General features: G+C 56.8%; 19 protein-coding genes. 12 read left to right on the plus strand and 7 right to left on the minus strand.

Annotated features, from left to right (window positions below; all coding sequences use genetic code 11):
* Nucleotides 1–114 precede the first annotated feature (114 nt).
* Nucleotides 115–363 (minus strand): hypothetical protein, encoded by a 249-nt coding sequence (locus ABH899_RS21400; protein ID WP_016423854.1) that lies wholly within the window; start codon nucleotides 361–363, stop codon nucleotides 115–117.
* A gap of 9 nt (nucleotides 364–372) precedes the next feature.
* A complete protein-coding gene (locus tag ABH899_RS21405) occupies nucleotides 373–588 on the minus strand; it encodes a hypothetical protein (protein WP_009677180.1) in 216 nt (71 codons plus the stop codon).
* Between the two features lie 295 nt (nucleotides 589–883).
* Here ABH899_RS21405 and ABH899_RS21410 point away from each other — a divergent pair, with 295 nt between their 5' ends.
* The 4 genes from ABH899_RS21410 to ABH899_RS21425 all read left to right on the plus strand — a co-directional run bounded on the left by ABH899_RS21410 (nucleotide 884) and on the right by ABH899_RS21425 (nucleotide 4,520).
* Nucleotides 884–1,741: a sugar phosphate isomerase/epimerase family protein gene (locus ABH899_RS21410; RefSeq protein ID WP_370000383.1), complete on the plus strand. Its 858-nt coding sequence runs from the start codon at nucleotides 884–886 to the stop codon at nucleotides 1,739–1,741.
* 223 nt (nucleotides 1,742–1,964) lie between these two features.
* Nucleotides 1,965–2,759 (plus strand): thymidylate synthase, encoded by a 795-nt coding sequence (gene thyA, locus ABH899_RS21415; RefSeq protein ID WP_370000385.1) that lies wholly within the window; start codon nucleotides 1,965–1,967, stop codon nucleotides 2,757–2,759.
* A 110-nt stretch (nucleotides 2,760–2,869) separates the two neighbouring features.
* Entirely contained in the window at nucleotides 2,870–3,355 is a 486-nt protein-coding gene (locus ABH899_RS21420) for a dihydrofolate reductase (RefSeq protein ID WP_370000387.1), read from the plus strand.
* Nucleotides 3,356–3,611: 256 nt separating this feature from the next.
* Nucleotides 3,612–4,520 carry a Gfo/Idh/MocA family protein gene (locus ABH899_RS21425; RefSeq protein WP_370000389.1) on the plus strand — a complete coding sequence of 303 codons (909 nt, stop codon included), beginning with the start codon at nucleotides 3,612–3,614 and terminating at the stop codon, nucleotides 4,518–4,520.
* 287 nt (nucleotides 4,521–4,807) lie between these two features.
* On the opposite strand, the gene ABH899_RS21430 is transcribed toward ABH899_RS21425, so the two are convergent.
* The 4 genes from ABH899_RS21430 to ABH899_RS21445 form a co-directional block, all read right to left on the minus strand.
* Nucleotides 4,808–5,452 (minus strand): YcnI family copper-binding membrane protein, encoded by a 645-nt coding sequence (locus tag ABH899_RS21430; RefSeq protein ID WP_009675148.1) that lies wholly within the window; start codon nucleotides 5,450–5,452, stop codon nucleotides 4,808–4,810.
* A gap of 93 nt (nucleotides 5,453–5,545) precedes the next feature.
* Nucleotides 5,546–6,214: a response regulator gene (locus ABH899_RS21435; RefSeq protein WP_009675149.1), complete on the minus strand. Its 669-nt coding sequence runs from the start codon at nucleotides 6,212–6,214 to the stop codon at nucleotides 5,546–5,548.
* Entirely contained in the window at nucleotides 6,177–7,013 is an 837-nt protein-coding gene (locus ABH899_RS21440) for a sensor histidine kinase (RefSeq protein WP_370000391.1), read from the minus strand. Before ABH899_RS21440 ends, ABH899_RS21435 begins: the two co-directional genes overlap by 38 nt.
* A 222-nt stretch (nucleotides 7,014–7,235) precedes the next feature.
* Nucleotides 7,236–7,481, minus strand: coding sequence for a hypothetical protein (locus ABH899_RS21445; RefSeq protein WP_370000393.1), 246 nt, complete (start codon nucleotides 7,479–7,481; stop codon nucleotides 7,236–7,238).
* Nucleotides 7,482–7,711: 230 nt separating this feature from the next.
* On the opposite strand from ABH899_RS21445, the gene ABH899_RS21450 reads away from it, so the two are divergent.
* On the plus strand, nucleotides 7,712–9,052 hold the full coding sequence (locus tag ABH899_RS21450) for a helix-turn-helix domain-containing protein (protein WP_370000395.1): 1,341 nt from the start codon (nucleotides 7,712–7,714) through the stop codon (nucleotides 9,050–9,052).
* A gap of 262 nt (nucleotides 9,053–9,314) precedes the next feature.
* Here the strand turns inward: ABH899_RS21450 and ABH899_RS21455 are convergent, their stop codons facing one another.
* The gene (locus ABH899_RS21455; protein WP_009675150.1) at nucleotides 9,315–9,908 is read right to left on the minus strand and encodes a TVP38/TMEM64 family protein; all 594 of its coding nucleotides are present in this window, start codon (nucleotides 9,906–9,908) and stop codon (nucleotides 9,315–9,317) included.
* Between the two features lie 244 nt (nucleotides 9,909–10,152).
* Here ABH899_RS21455 and ABH899_RS21460 point away from each other — a divergent pair, with 244 nt between their 5' ends.
* The 7 genes from ABH899_RS21460 (at nucleotide 10,153) to ABH899_RS21490 (ending at nucleotide 16,911) form a co-directional block, all read left to right on the plus strand.
* Complete coding sequence (locus tag ABH899_RS21460; protein ID WP_009675151.1) at nucleotides 10,153–10,734, plus strand: type II toxin-antitoxin system PemK/MazF family toxin; 582 nt, start codon at nucleotides 10,153–10,155, stop codon at nucleotides 10,732–10,734.
* Nucleotides 10,735–10,958: 224 nt separating this feature from the next.
* The gene (gene pxpB / locus ABH899_RS21465; protein ID WP_370000432.1) at nucleotides 10,959–11,780 is read left to right on the plus strand and encodes a 5-oxoprolinase subunit PxpB; all 822 of its coding nucleotides are present in this window, start codon (nucleotides 10,959–10,961) and stop codon (nucleotides 11,778–11,780) included.
* Nucleotides 11,777–12,793, plus strand: coding sequence for a 5-oxoprolinase subunit C family protein (locus ABH899_RS21470; protein WP_370000398.1), 1,017 nt, complete (start codon nucleotides 11,777–11,779; stop codon nucleotides 12,791–12,793). The genes pxpB and ABH899_RS21470 overlap by 4 nt, the downstream gene beginning before the upstream one ends.
* 3 nt (nucleotides 12,794–12,796) lie before the next feature.
* Nucleotides 12,797–13,564 (plus strand): LamB/YcsF family protein, encoded by a 768-nt coding sequence (locus ABH899_RS21475; protein WP_370000400.1) that lies wholly within the window; start codon nucleotides 12,797–12,799, stop codon nucleotides 13,562–13,564.
* Nucleotides 13,565–14,265: 701 nt separating this feature from the next.
* Nucleotides 14,266–14,562 carry a CD3324 family protein gene (locus ABH899_RS21480; protein ID WP_009676152.1) on the plus strand — a complete coding sequence of 99 codons (297 nt, stop codon included), beginning with the start codon at nucleotides 14,266–14,268 and terminating at the stop codon, nucleotides 14,560–14,562.
* Nucleotides 14,563–14,755: 193 nt separating this feature from the next.
* Nucleotides 14,756–15,139, plus strand: a complete 384-nt coding sequence (locus ABH899_RS21485) for a response regulator (protein ID WP_036740184.1) — start codon at nucleotides 14,756–14,758, stop codon at nucleotides 15,137–15,139.
* A gap of 38 nt (nucleotides 15,140–15,177) precedes the next feature.
* Nucleotides 15,178–16,911, plus strand: a complete 1,734-nt coding sequence (locus tag ABH899_RS21490) for a diguanylate cyclase (RefSeq protein ID WP_370000402.1) — start codon at nucleotides 15,178–15,180, stop codon at nucleotides 16,909–16,911.
* Nucleotides 16,912–16,936: the final 25 nt, after the last annotated feature.

Here is a 16,936-nt window from a genome sequence, read left to right on the forward strand (position 1 = left end):
AAGACAAATCCCCGGTTTCCTTGATGGAAGCCGGGGATTTTTTGCCGTTGTCCGCCGTTAACGGCATGGAAAAACCGGCCGTACGGGAGGGGGATGCCCGGGTCAGCCGGTTTATTATGAGGATGTAGAGCCGCGATTAAACAGCTTATACGAATAGTTCATAACGAGGATCATGGCGGCGCGCTGCTCGTCCGTTTTGGCCAGCAGGCAGTGGCGTCTCCAGTCCAGGAAGCGGATGGCGGCCTCGCGGCTGCCGTCCTGGGCTCTCTGCCAGGTGTCTTCGATCTCTTCAATCGACGGAATGACCTGATGCCTCCGGTAAAAGCCGACCGTCCGGGAAATGGAGGACCAGTCATATTGCATAGGACGTCCTCAGAATGTTTCTTCTTCCGCCTGCCGCTCGAACCCGGTCCAGAACAGGAAGGTGGCGCTGAAGAGAAGCATCACGCTCCCCCACCACATGTAAGGATTCCAGAGCGTCGCTGCTTGGCTGAACAGGCCGCAGAGGCACAGGATGATACCGTGCGGCAAAAAAATGAATCCGGCCAGGCGGCGCAGGTCGTATTCTTTTTTGGGCCCGTTATTCATCGTGTCTTCCTCCTTCGCCTGGTTGCCGGATTGTACGCAGAGTACGGACGACTTTTTACCGTACCCTGTATTACCTCCGTCTCTTTTAAAGGAAACAGCGAAATCGGTCACAAGGTATCCGTGTAGAGCCGCTTTTGGAAGGAAGAGGGATTATAGGGGGCTATTTTTACGAAAAAGGGGGTCTGGACGCCGATTACGCTCCTATATGAAGAAGAAGAGAGCTTGCTTCTTGCGGAACGGTTTTCTATGATACAGGTGTACTTATAACCCTTACAGAGAAACGAGGCGGCCCATTTTGAAAATCGGATTAAGCTCTTACAGTTTGTACCGTGCCATCAGAGCCGGGGAGTTGGACTATGTCAGTGCGTTGGATTGGATTGCGGCTAACGGCGGCGAACATATGGAAGTCGTTCCGCTGGAAATTGATTTTACCCGGGAACCCCAGCTTGTGCAAAGCATCAAGGAAAAAGCGAAGTCCGCAGGCATCGAGCTTTCCAATTATGCGGTCGGAGCCAACTTCCTGACGGAAAATGAGGGCGCTTACCAGGATGAAATTTCCCGGGTGAAGCGGGAAGTCGATGTAGCGGCCGAACTGGGCGTTAAGCTGATGCGCCATGATGTGGCCCGCCATGAAGACGTTTCCATCCGTACGTTCAACGCGAATCTGGGCCGCATGATCGAAGCGTGCCGGACGATTGCGGATTACGCCGCTCAGTACGGGATTACGACCAGCATCGAAAATCACGGCTATCTGGTGCAGGCGAGCGACCGGGTGCTTACCGTCGTTCAAGGCGTGGCCCGTCCGAACTTCAAGACGACGCTGGATATCGGCAACTTTATGTGTGCGGATGAAAATCCGGTCGCTTCCGTGCAGAAAAATCTGCCGTTTGCCTCCATTGTACATATCAAAGATTTCTATCTCCGCCCTTCTTACCGGAATCCGGGTGAAGGCTGGTTCAAGACCACGGCAGGCAACTACCTACGGGGAGCTATTGCCGGGCAGGGCGATATCGACATGTGGGAAGTGCTGCGTCTGGTGAAGCGTTCCGGATTCGACGGCTATCTGTCCATCGAATTCGAAGGCATGGAAGAGTGCAGACAAGGCTCCAAAATCGCCATGGACAACGTGAGACGGATCTGGGCCGAAGTCTAGACGATTCTGCCTCTGCAGAGCCGTTCGGGGTCTATAAAAGAAGCGTTCTCCTCCTAAGAAAGGGAACGCTTCTTTCCGGCTGCCGGAAGGGAACGGGGAACAGGGAACTTTTTCTGAATAAGGAGAAGTTCTTTTTCATTTTCCGGGGAGGAGGAAACTGATATACTAAGGACAGACTTTATCCGGAAAAAAGGAAAACCGATGATTCGAGGTGCGCTTGGGAATGAATAAGTATTTGGAACTGCTTAAGGATATCAAGGAAAACGGAACCCGCAAAGAAGATCGCACGGGAACCGGAACCATTTCCGTGTTCGGGCGTCAGATGCGGATGGATCTGGCGGAAGGCTTTCCGCTTTTGACGACTAAAAAACTTCATATGCGCTCGATTATCCACGAGCTTTTATGGTTTTTGAAAGGTGAAACCAACATTCACTATTTACACGACAATGGCGTCACCATTTGGGACGAGTGGGCCGATGAGGACGGCAACTTGGGCCGTGTGTACGGCGCCCAGTGGCGTACTTGGCAGGCGCCGGACGGACGGACTATCGACCAGATTACCCGAGTGATCGACCAGATTAAAACCAACCCGGATTCTCGCAGGCATCTCGTAAGCGCCTGGAATGTCGCAGAGGTAGATGAGATGGCGCTGCCGCCCTGCCATTACGCGTTCCAGTTCTATGTGGCGGACGGCAAGCTGTCGTGCATGTTCCAGATGCGTTCGGTCGATACGTTCCTCGGTCTGCCGTTCAATCTGGCCTCGTACGCGCTTCTCACACACATGGTCGCGCAGCAGTGCGATCTCGAAGTCGGGGACCTGGTATGGACCGGCGGGGACGTGCATATTTACCTGAACCACCTGGAACAGGTGGAGAAACAGCTTGCGAGAGAGCCGTTTCCGCTGCCCAAGCTTGAAATCAAGCGCAAGCCGGATTCTATTTTCGATTACGCTTTTGAAGATTTCGAGTTTGTCGGCTACCAGTCGCATCCTGGTATTAAGGCTCCGATCGCGATCTGATTGCGCAGGGCGTCAGCAGAGCACGTTTCGGACCGAATTAGGACGGAAAATAGGGTGATCCATGAACGGCCGCAAGGTTCGCATGGGTCGCGGGAAGAGGTGTTGGCCAGGTGAGTATTTCTTTTATTTTTGCGATGGACCGCAAAAATGCGATCGGGATCGACAATAAGCTGCCGTGGCATCTGCCGGCGGATTTGAAATATTTTAAAAAAATGACGACCGGTCATCCGATTCTGATGGGGCGGAAAACATACGATTCAATCGGACGCCCGCTGCCGAATCGTGAAAATATTGTCCTGACCCGGCAAAGCGGCTTTAAAGCCGAAGGGTGCACGGTCGTCCATACGGTGGAAGAAGTGCTGGAACGTTACACGGAAGGGGAGGTTTTCGTGATCGGCGGAACGGAAGTGTTCCTGCTGTTCTGGCCTCACGTGGACAAGCTGTACGTGACGTTTATCGACGATACTTTCGAAGCCGATACGTTCTTTCCGGAGATTGATCCCGGCGAATGGACGCTTGTTTCCGACGAGCCCGGTATCCGGGATGAGAAAAATCCGTATGATTATACATTCCGGGTGTACGAGCGGGCGCAGTGACGCCGAAAATGCCGGTGCCGGAATCGAAATCACAAGCGGATACATATCCGTCAGAATAGTATCGGGAGTCCGGCGCGGTAACGGGGGATCCGGCTGCGCTGGGCATTCGGAAGGACGGTAAACAAGGCGGGACGCAGACCGGTTATTCATGCGCCTGCGGCTGCCCGGTCTTCTTGCCGGAGCTTCTTCCAATAACGGGTACATAACCAGCCCGGCGGCTTACATAAGCCGGGAAAGCTGAACGGGGGCGTTAAGGGTGCAGCAACCAAGTTTACGAATCGGCATGATCGGATTGGACACTTCCCATGCCGTCGAATTTACGAAACTGCTCAACGATCCGGGGCATCCCTGGCATGTGCCGGGCGGCCGGGTCGTGATCGCCTATCCGGGGGGATCGGAAGATTTCGAGCTGAGCCGTTCCCGCGTGGGAGGGTTCACCGAGAAGCTCCGCGGCGAATACGGCGTGGAAATCGCCGACTCTCCCGCGGCCGTTGCGGCGGCATGCGACGCCATCCTGCTTGAATCGGCGGACGGCCGGGTACACGCCGAACAGTTCCGGCAGATCGCCCCGTACGGCAAGCCGGTGTTCGTCGACAAGCCGCTGGCCGTCAGCTCGCGGGATGCCGGCGAGATCGCCGCTCTGGCCGGACGGCACGGCGTTCCGCTCCTGAGCAGCTCGTCCCTCCGCTTCGCCGAAGGCTTAACGGAAGCGCTGCGCGCTCAGGAGAAGGGAGCGGTCACCGGAGCCGACTGCTTCGGCCCGCTGGCGCTGGAGCCGACGCAGCCCGGCCTGTTCTGGTACGGCATCCACATGGTGGAGATGCTGTACGCCGCGCTTGGCCCGGGCTGCGTGCACGTCACGGCGGCAGCCGGGGAGTCGCACGAGGTGGTCGTCGGCGTCTGGGCCGACGGCCGCATCGGGACCGTGCGCGGCAGCCGCCAGGGCAGTCCCGCGTTCGGCGCGGTGGTGCACCGCGAAGGGGGGAGCCGCGCGGTCGATATCTCCGCGGACGCGAAGCCCTTCTACGCGAGCCTGCTTGAGCGCGTCATGGAGCTGTTCCGCGGCGGCGAGCCGGCGGTCGGCATACGGGAGACGCTCGAAGTGATCCGCTTCATCGAAGCGGCGAACGAGAGCCGTGAGACGGGGCAACGGGTGCGTCTTTAGGCGGCAACTTGGTTCGCCTCGTGCGGCACCCCGCCGTTCCCCGTCGCGCCCGGGGCCGCTTCGCGCCGTCTCCAGCGTCTCGGAGCGTCTCGCCTCGCCCCAGGCCGCTCGCGCTGTATCGCATCGCATACGCATCGCCTCAGGCGCACAAAAAGACCTGAACCGCCGTAAAGAGCGGTTCAGGTCTTTTCAAGTGAACAAAAAAAGCTGCGGAATCGTCATTCCCGCAGCTTTTTCCCGTTTCCGTCCCGCCGTTCGAGCAGGAGGGAAACGGAACGTAACTTTGCTTAGGCGCGTTTTCTGAACAGGCTGAGCAGCAGGGAAGCCGCGCTCAGTACCACAGCGGCAATCGACAGATACAGCGGCGTATTGCTCGCGGAAGCGCCCGCCTGCTGGGCGGGAGCCGCCGTGGCGCTGCCCGGCGCCGTGCTTGTATGGCCGTGGCTGTCCGTGCCTGCGCCGGTCGGTTTAGCGGCAACCTTCGTTACGGAAGCGGGCTTGTCCGAGCCTTCGGCGCCGGTCCACTCCACTACGCTGCCGTCCTGGTAAGTCTGATAAGCCTTCCAGACGATGGAAGTGGCGTTGTCGGCCACTTTGCCCTGCATGTTGAATTCGCCGAATTCGGTTTTGGTCAGGCCGCCGTTCTCCGCGGTCCAGGTCACACCCGTGATTTTATCCGCTCCGTCTTTGGCAATTTCGTATTTCCAGCCCGGTTTCGGCTCGAAACGCGAGATGGATACGGCGTCTACCGGGAATTTCACTTCGATTTTGGTAGTCGGCACATCTTTTTCCGTCGGTACGCGAACTGTAAATTTCTGATAGGAACCCGCCGTCGCTTCGGCAGGATTAACGGTAACGTGGGCGCTGGCCACGCCGGCAAAGAGCATCAAACCGGCTACAACGGCGGCCGCTTGTATTTTAAGCTTGTTCATGAGTAACTCCCTTTCTCTCGCAATCTTGTAGTACTTCTACTGTACCCAAAGCGGGCAGGAGAAAGTATGACTCAACTGGGCTATTTTTGCCCCCTAGTTATGATCTTTTCGTGACATACCGTGTTTCACGGCATAGGCGGTAAGCTGGACGCGGTTATCCATGCCGAGCTTTTCGAAAATATTTTTCATATGGTTTTTAACGGTGTTTTCCGAAATGAGCAGCTTTTCCGCGATTTGCCGGTTGTTGTATCCTTCGGCGACATAGAGGACAATTTCATGTTCGCGGGCCGTAAGCTGAGGCAGGGGCTGGCCGGAGGCGGCCGGTGTCCCCGATTGACGGAAGCGCCGCATAAGCCGGTCCGCCATCTGGCGGGCCACCTGGGAATTGTCGTCGAGCAGGGCGTGCAGGTAGTTGAGCCACTCGTCGGGGTCCATATTTTTGAGCAGATAGCCTTGTGCTCCGAACTGGACGGCCGTGAACAGATCGGCTACATCGTCCGATACCGTCAGGATTACGATGCGGATGTGAGGGTAGCGCTGTTTGATCTGGCGGGTCGCCTCCAGGCCGTTCACGGGGCTCATATGGATATCCATGAGCACCACATCCGGCTGCAGGTTGCCGCAGAGGGCGATCGCTTCCTCGCCGTTATAGGCTTCGCCGACGACGGTGAATGAAGAATCGTCTTCCAGCAAGCTCTGGATTGCCTGGCGGGCAAGGGGATGATCATCCGCGATGAGAACGCGATAGCAGGTCTCTGACATGGGTTTTCCTCCTTGATGAAGTGACGGACAGCTCCGTACCGTTTTCGGGCGAAGACTGAAGTTCCCACGAGGCTCCGAGCTCGGCGGTCCGCTTGCGCATCATGGTCAGGCCGTAGCGGTGCCGCTGGGATTCGTCCTCTGCGAATCCGACTCCGTTGTCGGCGATTTTGAGCGACCATTCCGGGCCGCTCGTTTCCAGGTCGATGGAAGCCTGGGTCGCGCGGGAATGCTTGCGGATATTGGTGAAAGCTTCCTGGATGATGGCGAAAATCTGCACTTCTTCGGCAGCCGTGAGAACTTTGTCGGTTGCCCGCAGATTTTGGACGGTTTCAATGCCGGTCAGCACTTCCCAGTCCTGCAGCCACTTGCCGATGCGCAGAGTGAAGGAGGTCCCTTCCTCGGGCAGGGTTCGGAGATTGAAAATCGCCTGACGAAGATGATGGTCGATTTCAGAGACGGCGGCTTTGGCTTCCTCGGTCTTCCCCTGCTTCAGCTTCACGTTGATAAAAAACAGCGTCTGGGCGAGATTGTCGTGCAGCTCCCTGGCCAGCCGCTCGCGTTCTTCATAGACGGCGCGTTTGGACGTTTCGCGGGCCAGCCGGTTATTGGTACGCTCGATACTGCGGAACATCCAGGTGGCGAAGATGTAGGAGACGAGGAGAGTGAGGAACGTAATGTACCAGTTTCCGGTTTCCATGGACATATAGCTCAGCATGAACTCATGCCGGATAAACTCGAATCCTCCGATAAACAGGGTAGGGGTCCAAACGGCCAGCCATTTAAGGGTTTTAAGCGACATAAAAGCCCGTCCTTTGCATAGATTAATGATTCTTGTCTTAACGGATGTACCCAATATACCGTAACGCGTCCGGAGCAACAAGGCGAGAGAAATTTTCCTCTTCGCAGACCGCGACTTTTTGGAGAAACTTTCGTCTAATGGATTTAGCGTCCTATTTCGGACGAAAAAACTTCGGGCATAGCAAAACCGGCCCCTCGGGTCAAAGGGCCGGCTGTGGGTCACTCAATAGAGCATTTCCCGTAAGGAAGCTCCTTTATTAATCGATTGAGCGGGCAGGTCCGCATAACAGAACGGATCGCCCTCTTCCTCCACAACTTCAATCATGAGAATGTGTTCGATCGGCAGAAGGACGTTATCCATCTTAATCAGACCAAACTGTTCGTAGTGATTGGAAATGACACCGGTAATGGTATCTTTGCCGCAGCTGACTATAACTTTCTGCTTCTGGTATATGAGTATATCAAACATAAATAAACTCACCTCTCTATTAAGATATGACAAGTCCTCTGTGATATTCGTCACACCATTTTTTAAAAAGAAAAAACATTAAATTTAATTAAAGACAATTTAAAGATTTGTCTTTAAATGAAGTCTTTCTTTAAAATAGAGAAAGAATGTAAACGCCTACAACACGCGGATTGCCGAGGTACGTGCTTATCGCGGCGGAAATCCGGCCAGGGACAAGGAGGATGTGCAGCATGGAAATAAAACGACCCCCCAGCCGGGACGAAATCGTGATCGGGCTGATCGGTCCGGAAGAGCTTCTCGATAAAGCGGAGGAGACGATCAAAGCTTTTCCTTCTTTTCATTCTTTGTCTTTAAAATGGGAAGGGGAGCCGCACCGGCTTCCGGACGTTCAGCGTCTCGGCGAGCAGGCCGAGGTGCTGCTTTTTACGGACCCGGACACATTCCGCCTCGCTAAGCAGAGCGTTGCGTTCCGAATTCCGGCGCATTATGTGCCGCTGACGGGCACGGGCTTATACCGTGCGCTCTATCTGGCCGGTCATACCGGCTCCCCCGGGAAACTGACCGTAGACGGACTGACGGAGCCTGTCGTAGCCAAGGCGCTGAGGGAACTCGGGGAGAACGGCATGGACGTGGTCTGTTACGGCGGACAGAGCGACGGCAGCTTGCAGGAGCTGATCGACTTCCACCGGGCAGGGGCATCAAGGGACACAGTCGCCCTAACGGGAATGAAGACGGTTGCGGAGGCTCTGACGAAGGAAGGACTGCGCAGCGAATGGATCGCCCCGACCGAGCACGATATGACGATTTCGCTGCAGCGCGCGCTGCTCTCCACGGAGACGCGCCGGAGCAAAGAGGGCCAGATCGTCATCGGGTTCATCAACATCGACGGATTCGAACGGCTGGCCGCCAGGTCGGGCTCCGAGCACGAAGTGCAGCGGATGAAGCTGGACCTTCACCGGATCGTGCTGGACTACGTCGAACATCTCGACGGGTATCTGAACACGCTCGGCGGGGACGAGTTTCTGTTCATGACGACGAGAGGGATATTCGAGCGGGAGACGGGCGGCTACAAATCGATCCCGCTGGCCAAAGATTTGTCGCTCATGCACGACCTTACGCTGAGCATCGGCATCGGCTTCGGCCGTTCCGCCAACGAAGCGGGTACGCATGCGCGCCTTGCCCTGCGCCGCTCCAAAGATGCGGGCGGCAACATCACGTTCATCGTGCGCGAGGACCGCAGTGTCATCGGTCCGCTGGAGATGACGGAGCCGAACCGCTTCGACCTGTCCCTGCTCGATGCCGAGCTGATCAAGGAAGCGGGGAGGGCGGGAATGACGCCCGCTTACCTGAGCCGGCTGGTCGCGTACGTAACCCGCTTCGGGAAGCTGGATTACACGGCGCAGGAGCTTGCGGGCGTCCTCGACGTGACGGTGCGCAGCACCCACCGCTTCCTACTGGCTTGGCAGGATGCCGGGCTTGTCGACGTTATCGGCGAAGAACGCGGCGTTTCCAAAGGACGTCCCAAGCAAATATTCCGCTTGGCCTTTCTGGAGGAGAGAATCCGTTCGTGACGGTGACCGGTGACCGGAGGTCCTGCCGGACACTCGCGGATTGCGTGGAACGGACCGATCCTTCACGGCTGCGGGAATAAAGACCGGACAGGCGGAGCAAACTGTCAATGATTTACTCCATGCCCGCCCGCTTTCAAGCCTTGATGCGTTTATTTGTAAGCCGTGCCCGAACAGCACGGTTTACAAATAAAAAAAGCCCCTCGACAAGGAGCTTCAAAGCAGCTACTGCTGAACGTGACTCTTCCCGCAGCAGCGGAGGTTTTTAAGCCCGGTGCATACGGGTCTCGAATTTTTTGCCGAGCAGCCAAAGCAGGCCGATCACGACCAGGACGATCAGGAACTTCCAGGGCTGGCGGATAAAAGACATGATGTCGTACCCGACGAACGCCATGGTAAACACCATCACCGCCTTCCCGGCTACGATAGCCGGCAGAAAAATCATTTTCTCGACCCGGGACAGAGCCGCCGCCACCACAACCAGCGAAGAAGGCGTGAACGGGAAGCAGCTCAGCAGGAAGATCGTGCCGAACCCGTGGTTATGAATCCAATTCATGCCGTTGCGCAATTTGGGCGAGCGGGTCAGCTTTTGCATAAACGCCGTATTGGACAGTCTGCGGAACAGCAGGAACAGGCAGGTCGCGCCCAGACTCGTGCCGAGCCAGGAGTATAGGAAGCCGAAGCCGAGCCCGTAGGACGCGGCGTTTCCCATGACAATCACGAACAGCGGAAGAACGGGAATGAAAGCTTCGATAAACGTCAGCAAAATACCGGGCAATGGACCGAGAGAATTATAATGAGACAAAAGCTGCGCAATATTTTCTTCGGTCAGCACATTTTTGATAGATTCCCAAGTCACGGCGGTTTCAAGAGCTCCTTTTTCGGGTAGTGAAAGATCAACTGGACTGTTTTAATGTTTCGTAAAAAAGGGTTTATACATGAGTATAACGAATGAAATCCGGAATGGTTTCTCGGGCAGAGGCGGCATCCGTGTCCGGCAGATTCATCCGTTACCCAGTTTACCTTAAAACAGAATATTTCTTACACAGCACGAAAGGGGAATTTTGTTCATGGCAAACCGCAATCACAACGGAGGTGGCCCTTTGAAAACGGATCTTACCCGCATTCAGGATTACTTGGAGTGGCTTAAAACGAAAATCTATCTGGACTCCCTGTCCGATAAAGCGAAAACGCGTGCCCTGCGCCGCGGAGAAGTCTACAAATGCAATTTGGGTAAAGGCATCGGAAGCGAAGAAGAGAAAGAGCGTCCGTGCATCATTTTACAAAACGACGTCGGCAACAAACATTCCGGGAATACGATCATCGCGCCTATTACGCACACCGCGGGCATTCCGAGCGTATCCGTAGAACTCAAGGGCAACTATACGTATTTGGAAGCGGGCAAAGAAAAGCAGCTTACCGGTTACGTACTGCTGGCCAATATTATGACTGTCAGCAAGTCGCGCATTACGGGGAGCTGCCTGGCGAACATCCGCGGAGAGATGGACGAGATCGAAGAAAAAGTGATGGTCTCTCTGGGCATGTTCAAAAAATATAAAGATCTTCTCGACAAAAAAGAGAGGGACAAAGCGTTTATCAAACGCCTGCTGCAGGAAAATTATGCGCTCAAAGAAAAACTGGATTTGTATGAGCGTCCGGACAGCGCCTCGGAAATACATGGTTGACAAAGCTTATTTGGTGTGGTTTAATTGTTTTAGCGACTTACAAATATGTTTGATCGGTTGATCGAATCGTATCCCAAAGGTCCATTACAATTCAAATATAAGGAGTCCGTTGATTCCTTCGTCTTTCGAAAAAAGATCTCCCGCCAGAGGTCTTTTTTTCATGTCTACTAAATAATACACGGCAGGGGATATTTTGAAACGGGGAGACGCAAAAAGTGCAAAAAGTGGAGCCTAAATGCAGTTCTGCAATCGTTTTCGAGCCGCTTGGAGACCAGGCCGTCGTGCTTCGTCTGGGTGAAAGCATATCCGAGGAAGTGCACCGGCGTGTTCTGGAGGCGGCGGAGACGATCAGCCGCAGCCCGTTTCCGGGACTGGTCGAGATCGTACCTACATATACGACAGTCACGGTCTGGTACTCCGTCGTAGAGGCGGCGGTGGCCGCCGGCAGGCATTTCTCTCCTTCGGAGCTGGAAGAAACCGAGGCCATGCTGGCAGGCGGGGAGCCTGTCGTTTACACTTGGGTCCGCCGGCATCTGGAGCGTGTTCTAGAAACCGGTGCTGCGGAGCATTCGGTTCTTCCAGCTTCTCCGTCGCGGGAAATTTTTATTCCGGTATGTTATGGAGGCTCCTTCGGTCCGGATTTGGAAGATGCCGCACGTACTCTCGGGATGAGCCCGGAAGAAGTTGTGCGGCTGCACAGCGAAGGCGTATACCGGGTCTATATGATCGGCTTTGTACCCGGATTCCCTTATTTGGGAGGACTTCCTTCTTCTCTGGCTCTTGCGCGGAGATCTAATCCCAGGGTTGCCATTCCGGCCGGATCGGTTGGAATCGGAGGCAGCCAGACCGGGATCTATCCGCTGCCTTCGCCGGGAGGCTGGCATATTATCGGCCGTACGCCGCTTGATCTGCTGCGGACGCGTCACAATCCTCCGGTGCTGCTGCAGGCGGGGGACACGGTCCGCTTCGTGCCTGTAGACGAAGAGGATTACGAGCGGCTCTGCCGCGCAGAAACGGAGATGGCTAAGGAGGGGAACCGCCGATGAGCCTGCTTGTCGAAAATCCGGGGTTGTACACGACCGTGCAGGATACGGGGCGCTTCGGCTTCCGCCGCTTCGGATTTGTCTCCGGAGGGGCGATGGACATCTTGTCGATGCAGGCGGCCAACATCCTCACGGGCAATCCCCGGCATGCGGCCGTGCTGGAATGGACGCTGCAGGGTCCGCGGCTGCTGCTGCGTCAAGACACGCTGACCGCATGGTGCGGCCCGGAGTTTGCGGTATACGCCGGAGGGACACCCGTTCCCGGCTGGCGCCCCGTATATATCCGGGCGGGGACGACGCTCACGCTCGGAAGCGGGTGCAACGGATGCCGGGGCTATCTTGCCCTCGCGGGCGGCGTCGACGTTCCGCTTGCGCTCGGCAGCCGGAGTACTTACACCCGCGCCGGGCTGGGCGGGTTGGAAGGACGGCCGCTTCAGGCGGGCGACGAGCTGCTGCCGGGCAGGCCGTCACCGGCCGCCGAGCGGATGATGGCAGAGCTCCGGCTTCAGGCTTCCGCTGAAGACATCGATGTCCGGGCGGCCGCGTGGGAGGCATCCTGGGCCGTCAGACCTGGGAGGACGGCGGGGAACCCTGCGGTGCTTCGTGTCGTCCGCGGCAGTGAGACCGGCCGGTTTAAGGGAGGCCTGGACGCCTTGACCGCGAGTGTTTACCGCGTGCAGCCCCAATCGGACCGCATGGGCTGCCGGCTGCAAGGCCCCGCCCTGGAGCTGTCCGTTCCGGGCGAACTCGTATCGGAAAGCACGGCGCCCGGGACGATCCAGGTTCCGCCGGACGGACAGCCGATTGTGCTGGCCGCCGACAGCCAGACGACCGGCGGGTATCCGCGAATCGGGCATGTCATCAGCGCGGATCTGCCGGTTCTGGGCCAGCTTGCTCCCGGGGCGTCCGTGCGTTTCGCGGAAGTGACGCTGCATGAGGCGCAGGCGGAGCTAATGCGCCAGGAAATGAACCTGAGGCTGCTCCAGACCGGAGTACGCGCAAGGATGGGGAGATAAGGCATGGTATCGATCGATTTGAACTGCGATATGGGCGAAAGCTACGGCGCTTACCGGTTCGGCCGGGACGAGGAGCTGCTGGAGAGCGTTTCATCGGCGAATATCGCCTGCGGGTTCCACGCGGGAGATCCCGGCGTCATGCGCCGGACAGTGGCGCTCTGCCTGGAGAAAGGCGTCGCCGTAGGCGCGCATCCCGGGCTGCCCGACCTGGCCGGCTTCGGCCGCCGGGAGATGGCAGTCGGCGCCGAAGAAGTCTACGAGCTGACTTTGTATCAGCTCGGAGCCCTTCAAGCCTTCGTACAGGCCGAAGGCGGCACTCTCCGCCATGTGAAGCCCCATGGCGCTCTGTACCACATGGCGACCGCACGCGGCGATCTGGCCGATGCGGTCGCCCGGGCGGCGCTGCGCGTCAGCGGCGGCGCTCTCGTGCTGCTCGGACCGCCGGGCAGCGAGCTGCTCCGCGCCGGGAAGGCGCACGGGCTGCGCACGGCGGCGGAGGCGTTCGCCGACCGGACGTACCGGCCGGACGGCACCCTGACGCCCCGGACGGAGCCGGGAGCGCTGCTGAGCGATCCGGCGCAGGCGGCCGCGCAGGTGCTGCGCCTCGTGCGCGACGGCGCCGTGACCGGCGCGCGCGGCGAGACCGTGCCGCTGACCGCGGAGACGGTCTGCGTGCACGGGGACGGCCCGCACGCGGCGGTCATCGCCCGCTCGGTCCGGGCGGCGCTGGACGAGGCGGGCGTTGCGGTCCGCCCGCCTTGGGGCGCGTGAGGGGCCTCGCGCGGGCTGGGGCGGTGCGGCGCCGCAGGACGGCCGGCCATCGGAGCCGGGTGCACAGCCCGCGGTACGGCGCGTTCACGTCCTGCTTCAGGTGACGCAGGACGGCTGACGGCGAGAGCCGAACCCGGCCCGGAACTGCGGAGCTGCTCCGGTTTTCAGGAATATCTGGAAAGAACGACTATAACGAATCTCCCCCTTGAGAACGGGCCCGCAAATATGCGTTAATAGAGATGCAGCCGGCCGGCTCCACTCTATCAGGAAAGGAGTGATTCGGAACAATGAACACGACAATGGAGGTGGCTTCTGCGTAAGCGGAAGCCCGTGTCGAACCGGGGGCGGCAGCGCCCCCGGTTTTTATTTTCCTGAAGATTATGTGAAATGTGCGTGACAAAAACAGGCCGACTCCATATAATTGGAAATAGTAAACCCAAAAAAATTAGGTGAAAGGAGATGGTTTCCATGAAATTTGTTCAAACAGTAAGAGTGAAAGTCACCGTAGAGGTGCTCATTTTCTAACTGCTATCATCATGGAAGTACCGTTCACCTGTTTGTATATACATACAAGCTGCGGCACGATACCTATCGTGTATATCTTTCCTTATGAATGATGGCAGGTGCGGAAGATGAAGACCCTCTACGTTTGACGATGCGGTACGGATCATACACGACCAATTCGAGGAGGTTTTCATCCGATGAGTTACAAGAACGGCAAGGATATTCTTCCGGCCAGCTTGCTTAAAGAGCTGCAGAATTACATTCAGGGAGAGATCATTTACGTTCCGAAGAAAGAGAAGAAACGCGCAGGCTGGGGAGAAAATAACGGAACCCGCCTCATTATAGAACGGCGCAACCGCGAAATATTCCGGTTATACCAAAACGGTTCAACCGTGCTGGAGCTGATTCAGACGTTTCATCTATCGGAAGACAGTATACGCAAGATCATTGGAAAAACACGCGAGCGGCTTAAAGAAGCTGCCGCGACACCATAAAACGGCGACCTCTTAGGCCGCCGTTTTTCTATGTCTTCCGGCAGTCTCCCCCAGAGGCTGGAAATTTTTTTACCCGGATCGGGCTCGTGTGCTATCATAGATAAAAAGTTGCGGTGGATGGTTTGTGGAAGGATTTCGGAAATATTAATCGAACCCTATCGGTGTAGAGACAGACCGCAGACGAACAGGAGGAATGGAGTTGAATCCATACCGCATTTTGCTCGCAGACGACGAAGCCGCACTCCGATTTTTGTTGACCGAGACGCTTTCGGACGAAGGATACGCCATCACGGAGGTTATGGACGGTAAAGAAGCGGTTGCCGAGCTCGTTAGAGAGCGTTACGATCTGGTTATTCTGGATTATATGATGCCGGAGAAAACCGGGGTCGAGGTGTGCGAATGGCTGCGTTCGGAAGGCGGGATCAACCGCGAAGTGCCCGTTATCCTGCTGACCGCCAAGGCTCTGGACAAGGATCGCGAGAAAGCGACTGCGGCCGGTGTCAGCACTTATATTGTCAAACCGTTTAGCCCTCTTCAGCTGGTCGATACCGTGGAGGCTCTTATAGGCGGCGCATGACAGCGATTACGCGATTACGAACGGAGTGAATCTCAACCATGAATCAACCGAGCTCCCGGGGGCATGGCTCAGATGCCGAGGGAAGAGACGAACGGCTGCTGAAGCAGGGGCGCAGGCTGTTCATTAAGGAATTGGCCCATCAAATCGCACAGATGGACGATCTGCTGGTGATCATAGCTTCCTCACCCGAGGTGAAAGATCTTCAGGATATGTACCGGATCGTTCACATGCTGAAAGGAAGCGCCCCCATGTTCCAGTTCGGGAGGATCGGCAAAATCGCCGAGGAACTCGTCCGCGTGTGGGAATGGACGCAGTCCCTTCATCCATCTGCGGCGTTAACGGCGGATTTCACCCCTCTGGTCAATGAAAGCGTCACGCACACGAGCGAATATATCCGTCATCTGCTGATGGAACACGATGTTTCGGTGATCGAGCTCGAGGTGGACGAACAGAAGGGAAACGGGATCGTACACACAATGGGCGGCAAAAGGCGCTTGTTGATCATAGACGATGACGATGTGCTGCGCACATATCTGGTGCGGCGGCTCGAACTGGACGGCTACAAAGTGGACGAAGCGAGCGACGTCCCGTCCGCCAAGCTGCTCTTGCGGCAGCAGGCCTACGATTTGATTACGCTGGATCTTATGATGTACCCGCAGTCGGGTTATGAACTTTTCGATTTTCTGAAGGAAGATCCGACCTTGAAATGGGTGCCTCTGATCGTGTTGTCCGGCCGTGACGATTTAAGCGATAAAGTGCGCTGTTTCCATCTGGGCGCGGATGATTACGTGACGAAGCCTTTTCAATATGAAGAGCTGGCCGCACGCATTTACGGGATTGTGAAAAGAACCAAAAATTTCGAAGAGCTGGCCTTCCGCGATCCCTTAACGGCGGTGTTCAACCGGAGGTACTTCGATCACCAGATTCAGCTGGAGCTGGAGAGGGTGCAGCGCTATCCGTCCGCCATCTCGCTCGCCTTTATCGATATCGATAATTTCAAACGGATCAACGACCGGCACGGTCACCATACGGGAGATCTGGTTCTTCAAGGTCTCGCGCATTTGCTGCAGACCCGGATGCGCTCGACGGACCTTGTTTTTCGCTTCGGAGGAGAAGAGTTTGTCGTGGTCATGCCGGGGACGGGAGCGGAAGCGGCGGCGGAATCGCTGCGCGCTCTGCTCGAGATGGCGCACCTTCAGCCGATCGTGTCCGACGAGGGGGAGGACTACTGGATTACGTTCTCCGCGGGCGTGTCGGCCTGGCACTCGGATCTGTCCATAGACGAATGGATTCTGCAGGCCGACCGGGCGATGTACCGGGCGAAGCAGGACGGCAAAGACCGGATCTATATCGAGGAGGAGACGGAAGCCGCTCCGGCCGGTTCCGAGGGAAGCCTACGGCATCGTCCCAAGCTGCTCGTCGTGGACGACGATAAGATTTTGCGCGCCATTGTGGTCTCGGGTCTTCAGCACCTGCCTCTTGATATCGAAGAGGCGGAGGACGGAGAAGCCGCGTACGAGCGTATCCGCGAAGGCGGCATAGATTTGTGCATTTTGGACGGCATTATGCCCAAAATGAGCGGAATCGAGCTACTGGAGCTTCTTAACACCGAGCCTCCCGTGACGGGAACCATGTGCAAGGTGATCATGCTTTCCGGTCGGAAAAAAGAAGAAAGCATGGACACGCTTCAAAAGCTTGGCGTTCACGAGTACATGACCAAGCCGTTCTCGATGGTCGAGCTGGAAATGAACGTGAAGCGGCTTCTGGATTAAGAGGCGAGCGTCCGCTTCATCCAAT

The sequence above is a fragment of the Paenibacillus sp. RC84 genome, from assembly GCF_041260495.1.
In the GTDB taxonomy this organism is placed as follows: Bacteria; Bacillota; Bacilli; order Paenibacillales; family NBRC-103111; genus Paenibacillus_F.

Excerpts from the sequence above, each read along its gene's own strand:
- ABH899_RS21400 (WP_016423854.1), bottom strand. The coding sequence starts at position 363 with ATGCAATATGACTGGTCCTCCATTTCCCGGACGGTCGGCTTTTACCGG.
- ABH899_RS21475 (WP_370000400.1), top strand. The coding sequence starts at position 12,797 with ATGGTATCGATCGATTTGAACTGCGATATGGGCGAAAGCTACGGCGCT.
- ABH899_RS21490 (WP_370000402.1), top strand. The coding sequence starts at position 15,178 with ATGAATCAACCGAGCTCCCGGGGGCATGGCTCAGATGCCGAGGGAAGA.
- ABH899_RS21470 (WP_370000398.1), top strand. The coding sequence starts at position 11,777 with ATGAGCCTGCTTGTCGAAAATCCGGGGTTGTACACGACCGTGCAGGAT.
- ABH899_RS21405 (WP_009677180.1), bottom strand. The coding sequence starts at position 588 with ATGAATAACGGGCCCAAAAAAGAATACGACCTGCGCCGCCTGGCCGGA.
- ABH899_RS21440 (WP_370000391.1), bottom strand. The coding sequence starts at position 7,013 with ATGTCGCTTAAAACCCTTAAATGGCTGGCCGTTTGGACCCCTACCCTG.
- ABH899_RS21450 (WP_370000395.1), top strand. The coding sequence starts at position 7,712 with ATGGAAATAAAACGACCCCCCAGCCGGGACGAAATCGTGATCGGGCTG.
- ABH899_RS21480 (WP_009676152.1), top strand. The coding sequence starts at position 14,266 with ATGAGTTACAAGAACGGCAAGGATATTCTTCCGGCCAGCTTGCTTAAA.
- thyA (WP_370000385.1), top strand. The coding sequence starts at position 1,965 with ATGAATAAGTATTTGGAACTGCTTAAGGATATCAAGGAAAACGGAACC.
- ABH899_RS21435 (WP_009675149.1), bottom strand. The coding sequence starts at position 6,214 with ATGTCAGAGACCTGCTATCGCGTTCTCATCGCGGATGATCATCCCCTT.
- ABH899_RS21430 (WP_009675148.1), bottom strand. The coding sequence starts at position 5,452 with ATGAACAAGCTTAAAATACAAGCGGCCGCCGTTGTAGCCGGTTTGATG.
- ABH899_RS21445 (WP_370000393.1), bottom strand. The coding sequence starts at position 7,481 with ATGTTTGATATACTCATATACCAGAAGCAGAAAGTTATAGTCAGCTGC.
- ABH899_RS21485 (WP_036740184.1), top strand. The coding sequence starts at position 14,756 with ATGGAGTTGAATCCATACCGCATTTTGCTCGCAGACGACGAAGCCGCA.